Here is an 18,070-nt window from a genome sequence, read left to right on the forward strand (position 1 = left end):
GCTGTTTTTATTGTTGTTCGTGTTGAAGTAGTGGGCTGTTACCGATTCACAAGCCGGAATTACTCTAACCTAGAATAGCAGGGCGGTCTGATGAATGTCCTGTAATGAATTCGACACCGCGCTTTCACATGAAAAACAACGCCAATTCAACCGGTTACACCAAGATTCGGCGCTCCGGGCAGCTCTCCGCGATCCGCGTTAAGCCTTCCGCCGGCAATCCACGCCGCGGCTGGCTGACCGCCGGACCGCTGACGATCCCGGTGGCGCTGGGTCGCGGCGGCATTTTGGCCAACAAGCGCGAGGGCGACGGCGGCACCCCCAGAGGCAGCTTCCGGCCGCGGCAATTGTGGTGGCGGGGCGACCGTCACAGCCGGCCGCGAACATTCCTGCCGGCCCGGATCATCACCAGCGCGGACGCCTGGTGCGAGGACCCCGGCGATCGCCACTACAACCAGTGGATTCGGCGCGGAAGCGAGCAGGGCGGTGACCGGCTCAAGCGCGCCGACCATCTCTATGACTTCATCATCGAGATCGATCACAATACCAGGCCGCGGATCGCCGGCCGCGGCAGCGCGGTGTTCCTGCATCTGACCCGCGACAATTTCGGCCCGACCGCGGGCTGCGTCTCCATGACGAAATCTGCGATGCTGCGATTGCTGCGGCGATTGGGGCCACGAACAAGAATCATCATCGGGTGAGACACATGCTCGACAAGGATCAGATCGCCGCCGCATCGCGAATCCTCGCTCAACACTGGCGCGACGGCACCAAGCTTGATGCGCTCGAGCCACGCTTGCGGCCGCAGACCCGCGCCGAAGGTTACGCGGTACAGGCCGCGCTCAGCGGAAAAGTGTTTGGTTGGAAGATCGCGGCGACAAGCGAGGCTGGCCAGAAGCACATCAATGTCGCTGGCCCAATGGCTGGAAGGATTCTCAGCGACACCGTCATTGCCGATGGCGGCACCGCGTCAATGAAGGCCAATGCGATGCGCGTCGGCGAACCGGAATTCTGCTTCCGCATGGGCCGCGATCTGGCGCCGCGGCCGGCGCCTTACAGCGTCGATGAAGTGCTCGCGGCCGTCGACACATTGCACCCCGCGATCGAGATTCCCGATTCGCGCTTTGCCGATTTCGCCAGCGCCGGCGAAGCCCAGCTCATTGCCGACCATGCCTGCGCACATCTGTTCGTATTGGGCGCGCCGACCACAACCAATTGGCGCGCGATGGACCTGGTCGAGGAACGGCCAGAGATCACACTGCGCGGCCAGCGCTATATCGGCCACGGCAAGAACGTGCTCGGCGATCCCCGTGTTGCGTTGACCTGGCTCGCCAATGAATTGCGCGGGCTCGGTATCACCTTGCGGGCAGGGGAGGTGGTGACAACAGGCACATGCCATCCGCCGCTGCCGATTGAGGCGGGCGATCAGTTTGCGGTGGATTTTGGGGCGCTGGGGAAGGTGTCGGTGAGGTTCGCGTAATCACTACTGTCGTCCTGGCTTTCGCCAGGACGGCCCAAAACAACTTCGCAAACTACCGATGCCCGAAAATCGCACTCCCCACGCGCACATGCGTGGCGCCGAGCATGATGGCGGTCGCATAGTCCGCGCTCATGCCCATTGACAGGTTCTGCAAGCCGTTACGCGCGGCGATCTTGGCGGTGAGCGCGAAATGCGCGGCCGGAGGCTCGTCGACCGGCGGGATGCACATGAGGCCGGAGATCGTCAGCCCATAGGTGTCGCGGCAGCTCGCGAGGAAGGCGTCGGCCTCACCCGGCGCGATGCCGGCCTTCTGCGGCTCCTCGCCGGTATTGATCTGGACGAAGAGCTGCGGGTGCTTTTCCTGGGATTCGATTTCTTTGGCTAACGCCTGGCAAATGCTCGGACGGTCAACCGAGTGGATGGCATCGAACAGCGCCACCGCCTCTTTCGCCTTGTTGGATTGCAGCGGCCCGATCAGATGCAGCGCGATATCCGGGTAAGCAGTCGTTAACTCCGGCCACTTGCCTTTGGCCTCCTGCACGCGATTCTCGCCGAATACGCGCTGTCCGGCGCCGATTACCGGGATAATTGCATCCGCGGCGAAGGTCTTGGACACTGTGATCAACGTCACCGCGCTCCGTTCACGGCGCGCATCCTTGCAGGCGCGCGCAATTTCCGCTTCGACCGCGGCAAGCGCGTTTGGTGAATGGCCGGTTACCGGCGCAGCGTTGGCTTCTGTCATGACGTCGATCGACTCGCGCGAGTAACGGAAGTAGTTCCAATTTTACCGAGTTCAAGAAAGGGTTTTTGAACCCTTCGCTTTACCTTGCCAATTGGGGTGGGTAGCGAAGATGGCGAACGTCAGTTTCAACCGCAAACGCGTAAAACTCAAGCAGGTCCTCGGAATCCGGGCGCGGCTTGCGTTGCTCGCGGTGATTCTTGTAGCCCCCTTGATGCTCGAGCGCATCCGCTCGCTCGAAGACACCCGTACCAAGCAGATTGCACAGGCCACGGCCGAATTCACCACCGTGGCAAGGCACAGCGCCGATGCGCAGCGCGAGGTGATTTCGTCAGTCGAGACCATCCTGAAATCCGAGGCCTTCATCCGCGCTTCTGCCGGCGGCGTCAGCAAGAGCTGCGACGTGCTGCGCGCGAGCCTGCCGACGAGCCTTCCCTGGATCCGCACGCTGCTGATCGCCAGTCAGGAAGGCCGCATCCAGTGCGCGACAAATAACATGTATGTGGGTCTCGACCTCAGCGACCGGCCCTACTTCCAGCAGGCGCAGGAGACCGGCCGCTTCGTGCTGTCCGACTTCATCCTGTCGCGCCCCGTGCAGACGCCGACCGTCATGGCGGTGTATCCGGTCTCCGCATTCAGCGGCGTCGCCGACGCCGTCGTGCTTGCGACCGTCAATCTCGACTGGATGTCGAAGGTCATGAATAATCTCGGCGGCCGCGCCGGCATCACGGCGGTGCTGGTCGACAGCGCCGGCACCGTGCTGGCTGCGCCCGCCGACCAGCATAACGCGGTCGGACGCCCGCTCGACAACATGCCGCTGATGTCGGCGATTGCCGACATGGCGCTGCGGTCCGACCAGGATGAAGGCTCGCTGTCGTTCCTCGCCGCCGATGGCTCACGCCGCGCGGTCAGCTATACCCGCATCGCCGGCACCAATGCCCGCCTGATCGCCAGCATCGACGAGGACAAGGTGTCCGCGGCGGTCAGCCGCGACATCCGCACCGCCTATCTCCAGTTGGCCTTCGTCGTCGTGTTCGTGCTGTTCGGCGCGCTAATCGCTGCCGAGAAGCTCGTTATCAAGCCGATCGAGATGCTGGCAGACATGGCCAAGCGTCTCGGCGAAGGCGATTTGTCGGCGCGCGCAGCGCGCAATCGCCTGCCGTCCGAATTCGTGCCGCTGGCGCGCGCATTCAACGGGATGGCCGCGCAGCTCAGCCAGCGCGAGCGCCAGCTGATCGAGAGCAACGATCGGCTGACGGTGATGGCCTCGATTGACATGCTGTCGGGGCTCGCCAACCGCCGCGGTTTCCAGAGCCGCCTCGACTTCGAATGGATGCGCGCCCAGCAATATGGCAGTGAGCTCGCGCTGCTGATGATCGACGTCGACCATTTCAAGCTGTTCAACGACACCTACGGCCATCTCGAAGGCGATTCCTGCCTGACCCGGCTCGGAGAGTCGCTGTCCGGCATCGCCGCCGACACCATGGGCTTTGCGGCGCGCTATGGCGGCGAGGAGTTCTGCCTGCTGCTGCCGAACACCGACGTGATGCGCGCGGTCGAGATCGGCGAGCTGGTGCGCGCAGCCGTGCTCAAGCTCTGCCTGCCGCACATCACATCCGCCCACATGATCGTCACCGTCTCGATCGGCGTTGCCGCGACGCGGCCCAACGAGACCTTGCGTCCGGGCGATCTGATCGAGGCCGCTGACGCCGCGCTCTACGCAGCAAAGCACCGCGGCCGCAACAATGTCGTCGAGCACGGCATTTTGCGGATCGAGGGCACCACGGCCGAAATCGCGATGGCAGGCTAGCGGCTAACCCGCGGCCCAGGCGCGATCGAGCTCGGTCTCCGTCACCACCCGATTGCGGCCCCCGCCCTTGGCAAGATAGAGCGCGCGGTCACAGCGCTCGACCAGATCGGCGATCGTCTCGCCCGCCCGATATTGAGCCACACCGATCGACACCGTGATGTTGGGCAAGACCTCGCCGGTCGAGCGGCGCGTGATCTTGCACTCCCCGATCGCACGCCTGATGCGCTCGGCAATCTCTGTGCAAGCCGCAAGATCGGCATCCGGCAGCACCGCGATCAGCTCTTCGCCGCCATAGCGGGCCGAAAGATCCTGCTCGCGCACCTTTTCACGCAACACCTTTGCGATCAGGCGCAGCACCTGATCGCCCACGCCGTGGCCGAAATTGTCGTTGAAGGTCTTGAAGTGGTCGATGTCGAGCAAGAGCACGCTGAGCGGCTCGCCCCAATCCGCCGTCGTCTGCGCCTTGCGCAGGAATTCATCCAGCGCCCGCCGGTTCGCTAATCCCGTCAACGTATCGGTGCGGGCCCGCTCCTCGGATTTGGTCAGCGAATCGCGGATCACATCGAGCTCACGGGTCTTCTCCGCAAAGCCGGCCTCCAGCCGCGTCGCCCGGGTCGCGGCACGGGCCAGCTCGCTCATGAGCTGTGCCACCAGCGCCTTCGGATCGACGCCGGCCTGGCCCTGATCGGCAACGTCGCTGATCGCCTGCATCTGGGAATGATTGTCGGCGATCGCGGTGGCCAGAAACTCCTTCGCCGCGCCCATCAACCCATGCAGCCGCTCGGAGGTCTCGGAGGCGACGGCGCCCGCATTGGGCGCGACATAGGTCTCGAACAGGTCCTGATTGGTCCCTGTCTCAAAGGGACGGTTGTGGTCGATCAGAAGATCGATGGCATTGCGCAGATCGTCATTGCTGCCTGCGAAATAGTGGAACCAGACCGCGAAATTGGTCGGCGTCGGCGGAATCCGTTGATCGGCCATGCCGCGCATCGCCCTTTCGGCGACGGAGGCGGCATAGTCGTGGTCGAGATCGTCGAAGCTGGAATCCATCGCGGGCTTTGGGGTCCTGTCTGGCCCAACCTCGCATCGAGCCCTTAATCGTACCCAAATAGCGACCTCAGTAGTTATGCGGGGGGCGGCCCGGCAGACTCCGCCCCCACGGCAACCCATTGACCCCTTGAGGACTTCTATGGCCTAGTCCCGCCTCTTTGGACGGCCCGAACTCACGAAAACCCAACGATTCCATGACCTCCGAACGCTACAACGCCCGCGACGCCGAACCGCGCTGGCAACGCCAATGGGACGAACAAGCGATCTTCGTCTCCAAGAACGACGATTCGCGGCCGAAATACTATGTGCTGGAGATGTTCCCCTACCCGTCCGGGCGCATCCATATCGGCCATGTCCGCAATTACACGCTCGGCGACGTGCTGGCCCGCTTCATGCGCGCCAAGGGCTTCAACGTGCTGCACCCGATGGGTTGGGACGCCTTCGGCCTGCCGGCTGAGAACGCCGCCATCGAGCGCAAGGTCGCGCCAAAAGCCTGGACCTACGACAACATCGCCGCGATGAAAAAGCAGCTCCGTTCGATCGGGCTGTCGCTGGACTGGTCACGCGAATTCGCGACCTGCGACCCCAGCTACTACAAGCATCAGCAGAAGATGTTCCTGGACATGCTCGCCGCGGGCCTCGCCGAGCGCGAGAAGCGCAAGCTCAACTGGGACCCCGTCGACATGACCGTGCTCGCCAACGAGCAGGTGATCGACGGCCGCGGCTGGCGCTCGGGTGCCGTTGTCGAACAACGCGAAATGAGCCAGTGGGTCTTCAAGATCACGAAGTACGCGCAGGAGCTGTTGTCGGCGCTGGATGGGCTCGACCGCTGGCCCGACAAGGTGCGGCTGATGCAGCGCAACTGGATCGGCCGCTCCGAGGGCCTGCTGGTCCGCTTCGCGCTGGATCCGGCGACGACGCCTGCCGGCGAGAGCGAGCTGAAGATTTTCACGACGCGCCCCGACACGCTGTTCGGCGCGAAATTCATGGCGATTTCGTCGGATCATCCGCTGGCTCAGGCTGCCGCCGCGAAGAACCCGAAGCTTGCGCAGTTCATCGCCGACATCAAGAAGATCGGCACGGCGCAGGAGATCATCGACACCGCGGAGAAGCAGGGTTTTGACACCGGCATCCGCGCCGTGCATCCGTTCGATCCGTCCTGGAAGCTGCCGGTCTATGTCGCCAACTTCGTACTGATGGAATACGGCACCGGCGCGATCTTCGGCTGCCCTGCGCATGACCAGCGCGACCTCGACTTCGTCAACAAGTACAGCCTCGGTGTCACGCCGGTGGTGTGCCCCGAAGGCCAGGATCCGAAGACGTTCGTCATATCGGACACCGCCTATGACGGTGACGGCCGCATGATCAATTCGCGCTTCCTCGACGGCATGACGATTGATCAGGCCAAGGACGAAGTCGCAAAACGGCTTGAAAACGAGCTGCGCGGCAACGCGCCGGTCGGCGAGCGGCAGGTCAATTTCCGCCTGCGTGACTGGGGCATTTCGCGGCAGCGCTATTGGGGCTGCCCGATTCCGGTGATCCACTGTCCGAAGTGCGACGTGGTGCCGGTGCCGGATGCCGATCTGCCGGTGGTGCTGCCCGAGGACGTGAGCTTCGACAAGCCGGGCAACGCGCTCGACCATCATCCGACCTGGAAGCACGTGACGTGCCCGAAATGCGGCGGCAAGGCTAGCCGCGAAACCGACACCATGGACACCTTCGTGGATTCGTCCTGGTACTTTGCGCGCTTCACCGATCCGTGGAACGAGAACGCACCGACGACGCCTGCCGTCGCCAACCGGATGCTGCCGGTCGACCAATATATCGGCGGCGTCGAGCACGCGATCCTGCATCTGCTCTACAGCCGCTTCTTCACCCGGGCGATGAAGGCGACCGGCCATATCGCGCTGGACGAGCCGTTCGCCGGCATGTTCACGCAGGGCATGGTGGTGCACGAGACCTATCAGAAGGCCGACGGCACCTATGTGCAGCCGGCCGAGGTGAAGATCGAAGTCGGCGGCAACGGCAAGCGTGCTGTTTTGATGGCGACCGGTGAGGACATCACGATCGGTCCGATCGAGAAGATGTCGAAGTCGAAGAAGAACACGGTCGACCCCGACGACATCATCGAAACCTACGGCGCCGACGTCGCGCGCTGGTTCATGCTGTCGGACTCCCCGCCCGACCGCGACGTGATCTGGAGCGACGAGCGCGTCCAGGGCGCCTCGCGCTTCGTACAGCGGCTCTGGCGGCTGGTGAACGACTCCCAGGAACTCGGCAAGGACGCACCGGCGGCTCGACCGGCCAACTTCGGTCCGGATGCGACCGCCTTGCGCAAGGCCGCCCATGGCGCGCTGGACAAGGTCACCACCGGCATCGAGCGGCTGCACTTCAATGTCTGCCTCGCCCATATCCGCGAATTCGCCAACACGTTCTCGGAGGTGCTCCAGCGCCCCGGCCAGCCTGCTCCTGACTTGACCTGGGCGATCCGGGAGGCCGGCCAGATCCTGGTCCAGCTGTTCTCCCCGATGATGCCGCATCTGGCCGAGGAGTGCTGGCAGGTTCTGGGGCACACCGGGCTGGTTTCGGAGGCCGATTGGCCCCAAATCGAACGCGATTTGCTGGTTGAAGACGCTGTGACCCTGGTGGTCCAGGTCAACGGCAAGAAGCGGGGTGAGGTCACGGTTGCAACAGCGGCCCAAAATCCGGAAATCGAGGCTGCCGTTTTGGCGCTCGATGCGGTAAAACTGGCGCTGGACGGCAAGCCCGTCCGCAAGGTGATCATCGTCCCCAAGAGGATCGTGAATGTTGTCGGCTAGGATCCGCATCGCAGCCCGCTTGCTGGCAGTCGCCGCATTGGCGGCGCTGACGGCCGGCTGCTTCCAGCCGATGTATGCCGAGCATACCGACGGCACCCCCGGCCTGCGCGAGAAGCTGATGGGGGTCGACCTCCCGCCGATCAGCAAGGCCAACGCATCGCGCGAGGCCCGGGTCGGCGTAGAAGTCCGCAACGCCCTCGCCTTCAAGCTTTACGGCTCGGCCACGGGCATGCCGCCGACCCACCGCCTGGATATCCGCTTTTCCTCCAGCAAGTCGTCGCTGATCGTCGATCCCAATACCGGCCTGCCGAACAGTGAGAACTACGGCATCGATTGCCAGTACAATCTGACCGAGGTCGCGACCGGCAAGTCGGTCATGACCGGCACCACGTTCTCGCGCGTGTCCTATGATATGCCCGGCTCCTACCAGCGCTTCGCCCGCAACCGCGCGGTGCGTGACGCCGAGGATCGTGCCGCCAACGAGATCGCCGAGAACATCAACACCCGGCTCGCCGCGTTCTTCACCGCAGGCACGTGAGCTTGCCTCCTGTCATGACGATCTAGGTCATGGTCGCGCTGCGCGGAAAAGAAATCGACGCGTTCCTCGCCCGCCCTGACGCGGGCCGTCCGATCATCCTGCTCTACGGTCCTGATGCCGGCCTCGTGCGCGAACGCGCCGACGCACTGATCGCCTCCGCAGTCGACGATCCCAACGATCCCTTCTCGCTGGTCAAGCTCGATGGCGACGAGCTCTCGGCCGAGCCGTCGCGCCTGGTCGACGAGGCCATGACCGTGCCGCTGTTCGGCGGACGGCGCGCCATCCGCATCCGCGCCGGCTCGCGCAGCTTCGCCAGCGGCGTCGACACGCTGGCGGAGATGGGCGTGAAGGATTGTCGCATCGTGATCGAGGCCGGCGAGCTGCGTGCCGAGTCGCCGCTGCGAAAAGCCTGCGAGCGCGCCAAAACCGCGGTGGCGATCGGCTGCTATCCCGACACGGAGCGCGATCTCGCTAAGCTGATGGACGACGAGCTCCGCATCGCGAACTTGCGCATCACGCAGGACGCCCGCGCCGCGCTGATGTCGTTCCTCGGCGGTGACCGCCAGGCCTCGCGCAATGAGCTGCGCAAGCTCACGCTCTACGCTCATGGCAAGGGCGAGATCACGCTGGATGACGTGATGGCCGTTGTCGCCGATGCCTCCGAGCTGAAACTCGATCCGATCGTCGACGGCGCCTTCGCCGGCCGGCCCGACATCGTCGAGACCGAATTCGCAAAGGCCATGATCGCCGGCACCTATCCCGGCGTCATCATCTCCGCGGCGCAGCGCCAGGCCGCGTGGCTGCACAAATCCGCGCTCGCGATTGCCGACGGAACGCCGGCCTCCGCCGTGCTCGACGGTGGATTTCCGCGGCTGCATTTTTCAAGAAAGCCCGCGGTCGAAACCGCGCTACGCAATTTCAGCGTGGCGCGGCTCGCAGGAATCATTGAGCAGCTCGCGACCGCCGCGCTCGACACCCGCAAGCAATCCACGCTCGCCGCCGCCATCGCCCAGCGCACGCTGATGGCGATCGCCGCGAATGCAAAGCGGCGGGGCTAGGGCCGCACTCTCTCCGCACGTCGTCCCGGCGAAGGCCGGGACCCATAACCACAGGGAGAAGTTTGGCGAAGACTCGTGGTTCGGTACTGCTGCCTTCCGCAATCGACGGATCACGCGGTATGGGTCCCGGCCTTCGCCGGGACGACACCGAGGGTGGCGGGGCTAGACCGCGCCCTTCGCGAGCCGCTTCATCACCTCGTCGAGCTGATCGAGATTGCGGTAGTTGATCTGCACCGAGCCGCCGGGATCGCGATGGCTGACCGTGACCTTGAGACCGAGCGCATCGCTGACGCGCTTTTCCAGGTCGATCGTATCAGGGTCCTTTTCCTTGGCCCCAGCGCGCACCTTTTGCGGCTTGCGCTCCGGCACGCCCTCTTCATGCGCAAGCGCCTCAGTCTGGCGGACGTTGAGGCCCTCTTCGACGATGCGCTTGGCAACCGCCAGCGGATCGGGCACGCCGATCAGCGCGCGGGCGTGGCCCGCCGTCAGCTTGCCATCTGCGATGAAGGCCTGCACCTCGGCCGGCAGTTTCGTCAGCCGCATCATGTTGGCGATGTGGCTGCGGCTCTTGCCGACGACTTTTGCGATCTCGTCCTGGCTGCGTTTGAACTCGTTGGCGAGCGCGTGATAGCCCTGCGCCTCTTCCATCGGGTTGAGGTCCTCGCGCTGCACGTTCTCGACGATCGCGAATTCCAGCGCATCGCTGTCGCTGATGTCGACGGGGACGATCGGCACTTCGTGCAGGCCGGCCATTTGCGAAGCGCGCCAGCGCCGTTCGCCGGCGATGATCTCAAAGCGATCCTGCGCGCCCTTCACGGGGCGCACCACGATTGGCTGGATCACGCCGTGCTGCTTGATCGAATCGCTGAGCTCCTTGAGCTCGGTCTCCGAAAAGGTGCGGCGCGGATTGCGCGGATTGGGCTTGATGAATTCGATCGGCACCTTGCGCTGCGCGCGCGGGCGGTCGACATGCTGTGCCTCGCCGCCGACGTCACCGATCAGACTCGCAAGACCCCGGCCCAGTCGCGAACGCGCTTCGTCGGCCATCGCCAGCTCCCTTGGATTCACGGTGCAACACTCCAGAACTGAATTTCGAATTGTAGGGTCGTAGGGCGGGCAAAGCGAAGCGTGCCCACCGATTGTGTGCGGAAGACGGTGGGCACGGCGAAGACGCCTTTGCCCACCCTACGGCATCGTCAATGCGTGACGCGCAGCTCGCGCTCGCGCTGGATCACTTCAGTGGCGAGCCGCAAGTAAGCTTCGCTGCCAACGCATTTGAGATCGTAGACCAGCACCGGCTTGCCGTAGGACGGCGCCTCCGAGATGCGCACGTTGCGCGGGATCATGGTCTTGTAGACCTTCTCGCCCATGAACTGCCGGACGTCGGCAACGACCTGGTTCGAGAGGTTGTTGCGCGAGTCGAACATGGTGAGCACGATGCCGTGGATCGACAGGTTCGGATTGAGCGTCGAGCGCACCTGCTCCACCGTCTGCAACAATTGCGACAGACCTTCGAGCGCGAAGAACTCGCATTGCAGCGGCACCAGGATCGCATCAGACGCGGCCATCGCGTTCACCGTCAGCAGGTTGAGCGAAGGCGGGCAGTCGATCAGCACATAGGTGTAGTCGGCATCCGGCGAGACGTTGTTGTTGAGCGAAGAGATCGCATCGCGCAGTTTGAAGGCGCGGCCGGGCGTGGTGCCGAGCTCGAGCTCGAGGCCGGAGAGATCCATGGTCGAGGGCGCGATGTGCAGCCGCGGCACCGCAGTCAACACCACCGCCTCGCGCAAACTCGCTTCGCCGATCAGCACGTCGTAGGTCGAGCAGGAGCGGTTGCGGCGATCGATGCCGAGGCCGGTCGAGGCGTTACCCTGCGGATCGAGATCGACGATCAGGACACGCTCGCCAATCGCGGCGAGCGCCGTACCGAGATTGATCGCTGTGGTTGTTTTGCCCACACCGCCCTTCTGATTCGCCAGCGCCAGGATGCGCGGGTGCCCTTGCGGGACCACGGCCGTCTGCTCTTGCTGCGGTTCGTCAATCACGGTCATCGCAATTCCCCACTCAACCCCTGAACGCCTCAGCCACGCCGTTCGGCGGTATCAAGCTCCACGATCCAGCCGTCACCCGTTCGGCTTTGGTGGAGTCGAGGCTGAATATTCCAATATTTAGCGGCTTCGGTCAATTCAGCCTCTACATCTTGACCCTTGAGAAACAACGCCTTTGCGCCTTGGCGCATCAGCGGCTCCGCAAAGCCGATGAGTTGGTGTAGCGGAGCCAGTGCGCGTGCGGTGACGCAATCGACCGGGCCGGTGATTCTATCCACATTATCCCCGATCTCAGCGAGATGTACGACTCCCGGAGATATGGTGATGCGGATCGCTTCGCGCAGAAACGCGGCCTTCTTGGCGATCCGCTCGACGAGATGAATGCGGGAGCCCGGCGTCTCGGCCAGGACGCAGGCCAGGACGACGCCCGGAAAGCCACCGCCGCTGCCGAGGTCGGCCCAGCGTTTTGCTGACGACGCGAGATCCACGAGCTGAAGCGAGTCGGCGATGTGCCGGGTCCAGAGATGCGGCAGGGTCGACGGCGCGACCAGGTTTGTCTTGGCCTGCCACTCCCGGAGCAACGCGATGTAGCGATCGAGCCGGGCTTCCGTTTCACGTGAAACGGGAGCGAGCTTGAGCGCCGCTTCCTTGTCGGCTGCGATGACGGGGTCCAGCGATCTGTCGTTTGCGCTGGCCTTGTCGATCTTCTGGCCGGTCGAGGTCGGCCCGGGTTGTTTCACGTGAAACGCCTATGCGATTGCTTTGGAAGTCTTTCGCGCTTCGCGGCGGAGATAGGCCGCGAGAATGCCGAGCGCTGCCGGCGTCATGCCATCGATGCGGCCGGCCTGGCCGACGGTGAACGGCCGTGCCTTCTCCAGCTTGGCGCGGACCTCATTGGAGAGACCGGGGACCAGCTTGTAGTCGACATCCGATAGCGCCAGCCCCTCGTCCCGCCGGAAAGCTTCGACATCTGCGCTCTGGCGCTCGAGATAGACATCGTATTTGGCGTCGATCTCGAGATGGGTCGCGATCACCGGATCAATCGCCGACAGCTCAGGCCAGATCGCGCGAACCTGGCTCCAGCCGATGTCCGGATAGGCCATCAGCTCGAAGGCAGACCGGCGCTGGCCATCGCGGTTCAGGGTCAGCCCGTGCTTGATGGCCTCGTTCGGGGTGATGGTCAGCGACTTCGACAGCGTGCGGGCCGCATTCAGAGCGTCCATCTTGGCGCGATGATGCTGGGTCCGGGCGCTGCCGACGCATCCGAGCGCGATCCCCTTCTCGGTCAGGCGCTGATCGGCATTGTCAGCCCGCAGCGTCAGCCGGTATTCGGCTCGCGAGGTGAACATCCGATAGGGCTCGCTGATCCCGCGGGTGACGAGGTCGTCGATCATCACACCGAGATAGCCATCTGCCCGATCGAACACGGTCAGCGCGGTCCCGCTGGCCGCCAGCGCCGCGTTCAGGCCGGCCACGATGCCCTGCCCCGCGGCTTCCTCATATCCGGTGGTCCCGTTGATCTGCCCAGCGAGAAAGAGACCGCGCAGACGCTTGGTCTGGAGGGTCGGATCGAGCTCGCGGGGATCGATGTGGTCGTATTCGATGGCGTAGCCCGGCCGGACCATCGTCACTCGCTCCAAGCCAGGAATGGTAGCGAGGATTGCGAGCTGGACCTCTTCCGGCAGTGATGTGGAGATCCCGTTGGGATAGACGGTGCTGTCGTCTAGCCCTTCCGGCTCCAGGAAGATCTGGTGGCCGTCGCGATCGCCGAAGCGAACGATCTTGTCCTCGATCGAGGGGCAATAGCGCGGCCCAGAGCTCTTGATCTGACCGGAGTACATCGGCGAACGATGGACATTGGCCCGGATCACCTCATGGGTGGCGGCCGTGGTCCGGGTGATGCCGCATTGGATCTGCGGCGTCGTAATCCGCTCGGTCATGACTGAGAACGGCTCCGGCGGCTCGTCGCCGGGCTGCATTTCGACGGCGGACCAGTCGATCGTGGTACCGTCGAGGCGCGGCGGCGTGCCAGTCTTCAGACGGCCCAGCGTGAAACCTGCGCGCTCGAAGGAGCTCGACAGGCCCATCGCTGGCGCCTCGCCGACCCGGCCGGCTGGCCAGTTCTTCTCACCGAGATGGATCAGACCGCGCAGGAAGGTGCCGGTGGTGACGACAATGGCCCCTGCTCCGAACTCCCGGCCATCGGCCAGGCGCAGACTGGTCACCCGTCCCTCGACCACGATCAGCTCGTCGGCCTCGCCTTCGATGACAGAAAGTCCCTCGGTCTCCCGGATCGCGGTCTGCATCGCAGCCGCATAGAGCTTACGGTCAGCCTGGGCCCGCGGACCACGGACGGCGGGACCCTTGCGGCGATTGAGGACGCGAAACTGGATGCCGCCGGCATCGGCCACACGGCCCATCAGACCATCAAGCGCATCGACCTCGCGGACCAGATGACCCTTGCCGAGGCCCCCGATGGCGGGGTTGCAGGACATCGCGCCGACGGTCGAGAAACGGTGCGTGACCAGAGCGGTCGCCGCGCCCATCCGGGCGGCCGCAGCCGCGGCTTCACAGCCGGCGTGGCCGCCGCCAATCACGATGACGTCGAAACTCTCTCGCTCTGTACGCATGCGCGGACTTCTAGCTCAGAGTGGAAAAAGCCGGAAGTGGAAACTCGGGGAGTCGGTTGTTTCACGTGAAACAGAGGCCCGATCGACCCAGAACAGATTTCTCGAAAACAACCCCATGCACAGTAGAGCGGGGCTTGAAATCATTACGTTTCACGTGAAACAGCCGGAGCCCATTGCTGGCCTGTTTCACGTGAAACCAACCAAGCAGTGGAACAAGCGCTAGTTCTAGAATGTAGAACTAACGCTACTTTCCAATACAGAACTTCTGGAAAATGGCTCCGAGGACGTCCTCGACGTCCACCCGGCCCAACAGCCGACCCAGGGCATAAGCAGCGGCACGCAACTCTTCGGCGGCCAGCTCCTCGCCCTCTTCTACAAGCTCCAGACTCCGGCGCAAGCTGCCTGACGCCTGACGCAGCAAATCGCGCTGGCGCGCCCGGGTGACCAAGGCGCCCTCGCTGGCTCCAAAGAATTCGGCCGCGAACTCGACCATGGCCCTGATCAGATCGGGTAACCCGTCGCCCCGGCTGGCCGAAATCGCGAAGGACTTGTCCGCGCCCGCCCCGACGACCGAGACGCCCTCCTCAAGGTCGATCTTGTTACGGACCATCCAGACCGGTGCGGTCCTGGATGCCTGCTCCTCCGTCGTCACCTCAGGACCCGTCAGCCAAAGCACGAGGTCCGCATCCGCCGCCCGCGCCTTGGCCCGGCGGACGCCCTCCTGCTCGACCGGATCCTCAGTCTCGCGAATGCCGGCGGTGTCGATCACCGTGACGGGATAGCCATCGAGATCGAGCTGCACCTCGATCACGTCGCGCGTGGTGCCGGCATGTGGCGAGACGATCGCGACCTCGCGGCGCGCGAGCTGGTTGATCAGCGTCGACTTGCCGACATTGGGTGGGCCGGCAATCGCAACGACAAGGCCATCGCGTAGACGTTCAGCTTGTCCCTGTGCCGCAAGCACTTCTGCGATTTCGTTATGCAGCGCCTTGATCGCCTTCACCGCCGGCGCCCTCAACTCGGCCGGCACATCGCCCTCGTCGGAGAAATCGATGCCGGCCTCGATCAGCGCCGAGGCCTCGATGATGCGCTCGCGCCAATCGCGAGCGCGATCGCCGAGCAGGCCCTGCAACTGACGCAGCGCCTGACGGCGCTGGCGATCGGTGTCGGCGTGGATGAGATCGTCCAGGCCTTCGGCTTCCGTGAGGTCGAGCTTGCCGTTCTCGAAAGCGCGCCGCGTGAACTCGCCCGGCTCGGCCGCCCGCGCATTCGGAATGATGGAAATCGTAGCCAGAAGTGCGGCGAGCACCGCGCGACCACCATGAACGTGGAATTCGGCAACATCTTCCCCCGTCGCGCTGGCCGGGCCAGGAAACCAGAGCACGACCGCATCATCGACCGGCTGACCCGCGCGGTCCCGGAGCAGCCGGCGGTTGGCCTGTCTCGGCGCCGGCAACCTTCCCGCCAGCGTCGTCAGCACCAGGCCGGCCTGCGGCCCGGAGACGCGCACGACCGCCAGCGCGCTCGGCGGACGACCGGATGACAGCGCAAAGATGGTCTGATCTCGCGGATGCATGGCCTATTTGTCCGGCTACCGCGGAAAAGGCAAATATCCGTTTTGGCGGACAACCGACACGATTTTGCTGCGCATATCTCGCAGCAAAATCTCCTATTGCAATGCAGCATAACCGAGGATTTTGCTGCAAAAGTTCATCCGCTGAAGTCGGATGGCTCCGATAAATCATATCATTAGTTATAAATATCAATACGTTAGGCGGAATTAGGATTCGGTGGCCAGCCGCTCGCCATGCTGCACATTCGGTGCAGCAAAGCCGCACAATAAAAAGGGCGCCCGAAGGCGCCCTTTGGTCTCGTGCTGCACTGCACTCAGGTGTTCATCGAGTCGAAGAACTCGGAATTGCTCTTGGTCGAGCGCAGCTTGTCGAGCAGGAAGTCGATCCCATCCATGGTGCCCATCGGGTTCAGGATGCGGCGGAGCACGTACATCTTCTTGAGGACCTGCGGATCGGTGATGAGCTCCTCCTTGCGGGTGCCGGAGCGCGAGATGTCGATCGCCGGGAAGGTGCGCTTGTCCGAGACCTTGCGGTCGAGGATCAGTTCCGAGTTACCGGTGCCCTTGAACTCTTCGAAGATGACTTCGTCCATGCGGCTGCCGGTATCGACCAGTGCGGTCGCGATGATCGTCAGCGAGCCGCCCTCCTCGATGTTGCGGGCGGCACCGAAGAAGCGCTTCGGGCGCTGGAGCGCGTTGGCGTCGACACCACCGGTCAGCACCTTGCCGGATGACGGCACCACGGTGTTGTAGGCGCGGCCAAGGCGCGTGATCGAATCGAGCAGGATCACGACGTCGCGGCCATGCTCGACCAGACGTTTTGCTTTCTCGATCACCATCTCGGCGACCTGGACGTGGCGTACCGCCGGCTCGTCGAACGTCGAGGACACGACCTCGCCCTTCACCGAGCGCTGCATGTCCGTGACTTCTTCCGGACGTTCGTCAATCAGCAGCACGATCAGATAGCACTCGGGGTGATTGTGCGCGATCGAATGCGCGATGTTCTGCATCAGCACGGTTTTACCCGTACGTGGCGGCGCAACGATCAGTGCGCGCTGGCCCTTGCCGATCGGCGCGACGATGTCGATCACCCTTGCAGAAAGGTCTTTTCGCGTCGGGTCGTCGATTTCCATGCGGAAACGCTGGTTCGGAAACAGCGGCGTGAGGTTGTCGAAATTGACCTTGTGCTTGGCCTTTTCCGGGTCCTCGAAATTGAGCGTGTTGACCTTCAGCAGCGCAAAATAGCGTTCGCCCTCTTTCGGGCTGCGAATGTGGCCTTCGATGGTGTCGCCGGTGCGCAGGCCGAAGCGGCGGATCTGCGAGGGCGAGACGTAGATGTCGTCCGGTCCTGGCAGATAATTGGCGTCCGGCGAGCGGAGAAAGCCGAAGCCGTCGGAGAGCACCTCGACGACGCCCTCGCCAACGATGTCGGTTTCAGCAATCGCGAGCTGCTTGAGGATGGCGAACAGCAGCTCCTGCTTGCGCATGGTGCTGGCATTCTCGACCCCATTCTCTTCCGCGAACGAGACGAGCTCGGCCGGCGTCTTCGACTTGAGGTCCTGGAGTTTAATTTCCCGCATTGGGGTGGTCCTGTGGGGTAACCTTGGGAGGGGGTGCGAGGAGGCTCTGAAATGCGGACGCGAGAAGGTAAGGTCCGCAGGTCTGGCAAGGAGAGCGCCGGTGAGGCTTCAAACCTGATGCGGTGTCCGGCCTCTGGAAAGCTCAGACACAACCACATCCGCCTGCGTTGGGTGGGATATCGCTAATATAGAAAATCGTGTCTCACTCCGCAAGCTGAAGCGCTGAGCGATCGTTCACAATCCTTGCCTAGAACGGCTTCACGATCACCATGATGACGATGACAATCATCAGGACGGTCGGCACCTCATTGATAATCCGATAGAATTTCTGGCTCCGCGGGCGCCGGTCGGCAGCGAAGTCCTTGACGCAGCGCGAAAAAAAGCCGTGGACCGCGGACATCGCCAGCACCAGTGCCAGTTTTACATGCAGCCAGCCGAAGGTGAACCAATGGCCGGACCAGGCGAGGTAGAGCCCGGCGAGCCATGTGACGCCCATAGCCGGGTTGATGATTGCCCTGAGCAGCCGGCGTTCCATGACCTTGAACGTTTCCGACTGCTTCGAACCGATGTCGGCGTCGCAGTGATAGACGAACAGTCGCGGCAGATAGAGCATGCCCGCCATCCAGGAGATCACGGCAATCACATGCAGCGCCTTGATCCAGAGATAGACGTCTTCAGACATGTTCGGCATCCGAATTTGCGACCGGCCTTCCGGTGGCTGGGGATAGTAAGAAGTCGTTAAGGTCTT

Annotated in this window: 15 protein-coding genes; 6 read left to right on the top strand and 9 right to left on the bottom strand. The window is 63.5% G+C overall.

Annotated features, from left to right (window positions below; genetic code table 11):
• Positions 1-128: 128 nt before the first annotated feature.
• Together UB31_RS25445 and UB31_RS25450 are read left to right on the top strand one after the other, a co-directional pair.
• Positions 129-698: a L,D-transpeptidase family protein gene (locus tag UB31_RS25445; protein ID WP_045012990.1), complete on the top strand. Its 570-nt coding sequence runs from the start codon at positions 129-131 to the stop codon at positions 696-698.
• 5 nt (positions 699-703) lie between these two features.
• The gene (locus tag UB31_RS25450; protein ID WP_045012848.1) at positions 704-1,477 is read left to right on the top strand and encodes a 2-keto-4-pentenoate hydratase; all 774 of its coding nucleotides are present in this window, start codon (positions 704-706) and stop codon (positions 1,475-1,477) included.
• 52 nt (positions 1,478-1,529) lie between these two features.
• Here the strand turns inward: UB31_RS25450 and UB31_RS25455 are convergent, their stop codons facing one another.
• Positions 1,530-2,219, bottom strand: coding sequence for a YggS family pyridoxal phosphate-dependent enzyme (locus tag UB31_RS25455; protein WP_045012849.1), 690 nt, complete (start codon positions 2,217-2,219; stop codon positions 1,530-1,532).
• Positions 2,220-2,328: 109 nt separating this feature from the next.
• Here UB31_RS25455 and UB31_RS25460 point away from each other — a divergent pair, with 109 nt between their 5' ends.
• Entirely contained in the window at positions 2,329-4,026 is a 1,698-nt protein-coding gene (locus tag UB31_RS25460; RefSeq protein WP_045012850.1) for a diguanylate cyclase domain-containing protein, read from the top strand.
• Positions 4,027-4,029: 3 nt separating this feature from the next.
• On the opposite strand, the gene UB31_RS25465 is transcribed toward UB31_RS25460, so the two are convergent.
• On the bottom strand, positions 4,030-5,076 hold the full coding sequence (locus UB31_RS25465; RefSeq protein ID WP_197090856.1) for a GGDEF domain-containing protein: 1,047 nt from the start codon (positions 5,074-5,076) through the stop codon (positions 4,030-4,032).
• 194 nt (positions 5,077-5,270) lie between these two features.
• Between UB31_RS25465 and leuS the strand changes: the two genes are divergently transcribed.
• From leuS to holA, 3 genes are read left to right on the top strand one after another with little or no spacing between them, the layout of a single operon-like run.
• On the top strand, positions 5,271-7,895 hold the full coding sequence (gene leuS, locus UB31_RS25470) for a leucine--tRNA ligase (RefSeq protein WP_045012851.1): 2,625 nt from the start codon (positions 5,271-5,273) through the stop codon (positions 7,893-7,895).
• Entirely contained in the window at positions 7,882-8,433 is a 552-nt protein-coding gene (gene lptE, locus UB31_RS25475; RefSeq protein ID WP_045012852.1) for an LPS assembly lipoprotein LptE, read from the top strand. Before leuS ends, lptE begins: the two co-directional genes overlap by 14 nt.
• Positions 8,434-8,462: 29 nt before the next feature.
• Positions 8,463-9,491, top strand: coding sequence for a DNA polymerase III subunit delta (gene holA, locus UB31_RS25480; protein ID WP_045012853.1), 1,029 nt, complete (start codon positions 8,463-8,465; stop codon positions 9,489-9,491).
• Between the two features lie 162 nt (positions 9,492-9,653).
• Here the strand turns inward: holA and UB31_RS25485 are convergent, their stop codons facing one another.
• From UB31_RS25485 to hemJ, 7 genes are all read right to left on the bottom strand, one after another.
• Positions 9,654-10,538: a ParB/RepB/Spo0J family partition protein gene (locus tag UB31_RS25485; RefSeq protein ID WP_045012854.1), complete on the bottom strand. Its 885-nt coding sequence runs from the start codon at positions 10,536-10,538 to the stop codon at positions 9,654-9,656.
• Between the two features lie 149 nt (positions 10,539-10,687).
• Positions 10,688-11,542, bottom strand: coding sequence for a ParA family protein (locus UB31_RS25490; protein ID WP_045012855.1), 855 nt, complete (start codon positions 11,540-11,542; stop codon positions 10,688-10,690).
• Between the two features lie 29 nt (positions 11,543-11,571).
• The gene (gene rsmG / locus UB31_RS25495) at positions 11,572-12,213 is read right to left on the bottom strand and encodes a 16S rRNA (guanine(527)-N(7))-methyltransferase RsmG (protein WP_045012992.1); all 642 of its coding nucleotides are present in this window, start codon (positions 12,211-12,213) and stop codon (positions 11,572-11,574) included.
• A 75-nt stretch (positions 12,214-12,288) separates the two neighbouring features.
• Positions 12,289-14,169 carry a tRNA uridine-5-carboxymethylaminomethyl(34) synthesis enzyme MnmG gene (gene mnmG, locus UB31_RS25500; RefSeq protein ID WP_045012856.1) on the bottom strand — a complete coding sequence of 627 codons (1,881 nt, stop codon included), beginning with the start codon at positions 14,167-14,169 and terminating at the stop codon, positions 12,289-12,291.
• 244 nt (positions 14,170-14,413) lie between these two features.
• Entirely contained in the window at positions 14,414-15,745 is a 1,332-nt protein-coding gene (gene mnmE, locus UB31_RS25505) for a tRNA uridine-5-carboxymethylaminomethyl(34) synthesis GTPase MnmE (RefSeq protein WP_045012857.1), read from the bottom strand.
• A 311-nt stretch (positions 15,746-16,056) separates the two neighbouring features.
• Positions 16,057-17,322 (bottom strand): transcription termination factor Rho, encoded by a 1,266-nt coding sequence (gene rho / locus UB31_RS25510; protein WP_045004625.1) that lies wholly within the window; start codon positions 17,320-17,322, stop codon positions 16,057-16,059.
• Between the two features lie 247 nt (positions 17,323-17,569).
• Positions 17,570-18,004: a protoporphyrinogen oxidase HemJ gene (gene hemJ, locus UB31_RS25515; protein WP_045012993.1), complete on the bottom strand. Its 435-nt coding sequence runs from the start codon at positions 18,002-18,004 to the stop codon at positions 17,570-17,572.
• Positions 18,005-18,070: the final 66 nt, after the last annotated feature.

This window comes from Bradyrhizobium sp. LTSP849 (assembly GCF_000938255.1).
Classification (GTDB): Bacteria; Pseudomonadota; Alphaproteobacteria; order Rhizobiales; family Xanthobacteraceae; genus Bradyrhizobium.

What these genes read in the sequence shown, in the direction of transcription:
- mnmE (WP_045012857.1), bottom strand. Translation starts at nt 15,745, where the DNA reads ATGCATCCGCGAGATCAGACCATCTTTGCGCTGTCATCCGGTCGTCCG.
- UB31_RS25460 (WP_045012850.1), top strand. Translation starts at nt 2,329, where the DNA reads ATGGCGAACGTCAGTTTCAACCGCAAACGCGTAAAACTCAAGCAGGTC.
- UB31_RS25490 (WP_045012855.1), bottom strand. Translation starts at nt 11,542, where the DNA reads ATGACCGTGATTGACGAACCGCAGCAAGAGCAGACGGCCGTGGTCCCG.
- UB31_RS25455 (WP_045012849.1), bottom strand. Translation starts at nt 2,219, where the DNA reads ATGACAGAAGCCAACGCTGCGCCGGTAACCGGCCATTCACCAAACGCG.
- UB31_RS25445 (WP_045012990.1), top strand. Translation starts at nt 129, where the DNA reads ATGAAAAACAACGCCAATTCAACCGGTTACACCAAGATTCGGCGCTCC.
- UB31_RS25450 (WP_045012848.1), top strand. Translation starts at nt 704, where the DNA reads ATGCTCGACAAGGATCAGATCGCCGCCGCATCGCGAATCCTCGCTCAA.
- UB31_RS25465 (WP_197090856.1), bottom strand. Translation starts at nt 5,076, where the DNA reads ATGGATTCCAGCTTCGACGATCTCGACCACGACTATGCCGCCTCCGTC.
- lptE (WP_045012852.1), top strand. Translation starts at nt 7,882, where the DNA reads ATGTTGTCGGCTAGGATCCGCATCGCAGCCCGCTTGCTGGCAGTCGCC.
- mnmG (WP_045012856.1), bottom strand. Translation starts at nt 14,169, where the DNA reads ATGCGTACAGAGCGAGAGAGTTTCGACGTCATCGTGATTGGCGGCGGC.
- UB31_RS25485 (WP_045012854.1), bottom strand. Translation starts at nt 10,538, where the DNA reads ATGGCCGACGAAGCGCGTTCGCGACTGGGCCGGGGTCTTGCGAGTCTG.
- hemJ (WP_045012993.1), bottom strand. Translation starts at nt 18,004, where the DNA reads ATGTCTGAAGACGTCTATCTCTGGATCAAGGCGCTGCATGTGATTGCC.
- holA (WP_045012853.1), top strand. Translation starts at nt 8,463, where the DNA reads ATGGTCGCGCTGCGCGGAAAAGAAATCGACGCGTTCCTCGCCCGCCCT.
- leuS (WP_045012851.1), top strand. Translation starts at nt 5,271, where the DNA reads ATGACCTCCGAACGCTACAACGCCCGCGACGCCGAACCGCGCTGGCAA.
- rho (WP_045004625.1), bottom strand. Translation starts at nt 17,322, where the DNA reads ATGCGGGAAATTAAACTCCAGGACCTCAAGTCGAAGACGCCGGCCGAG.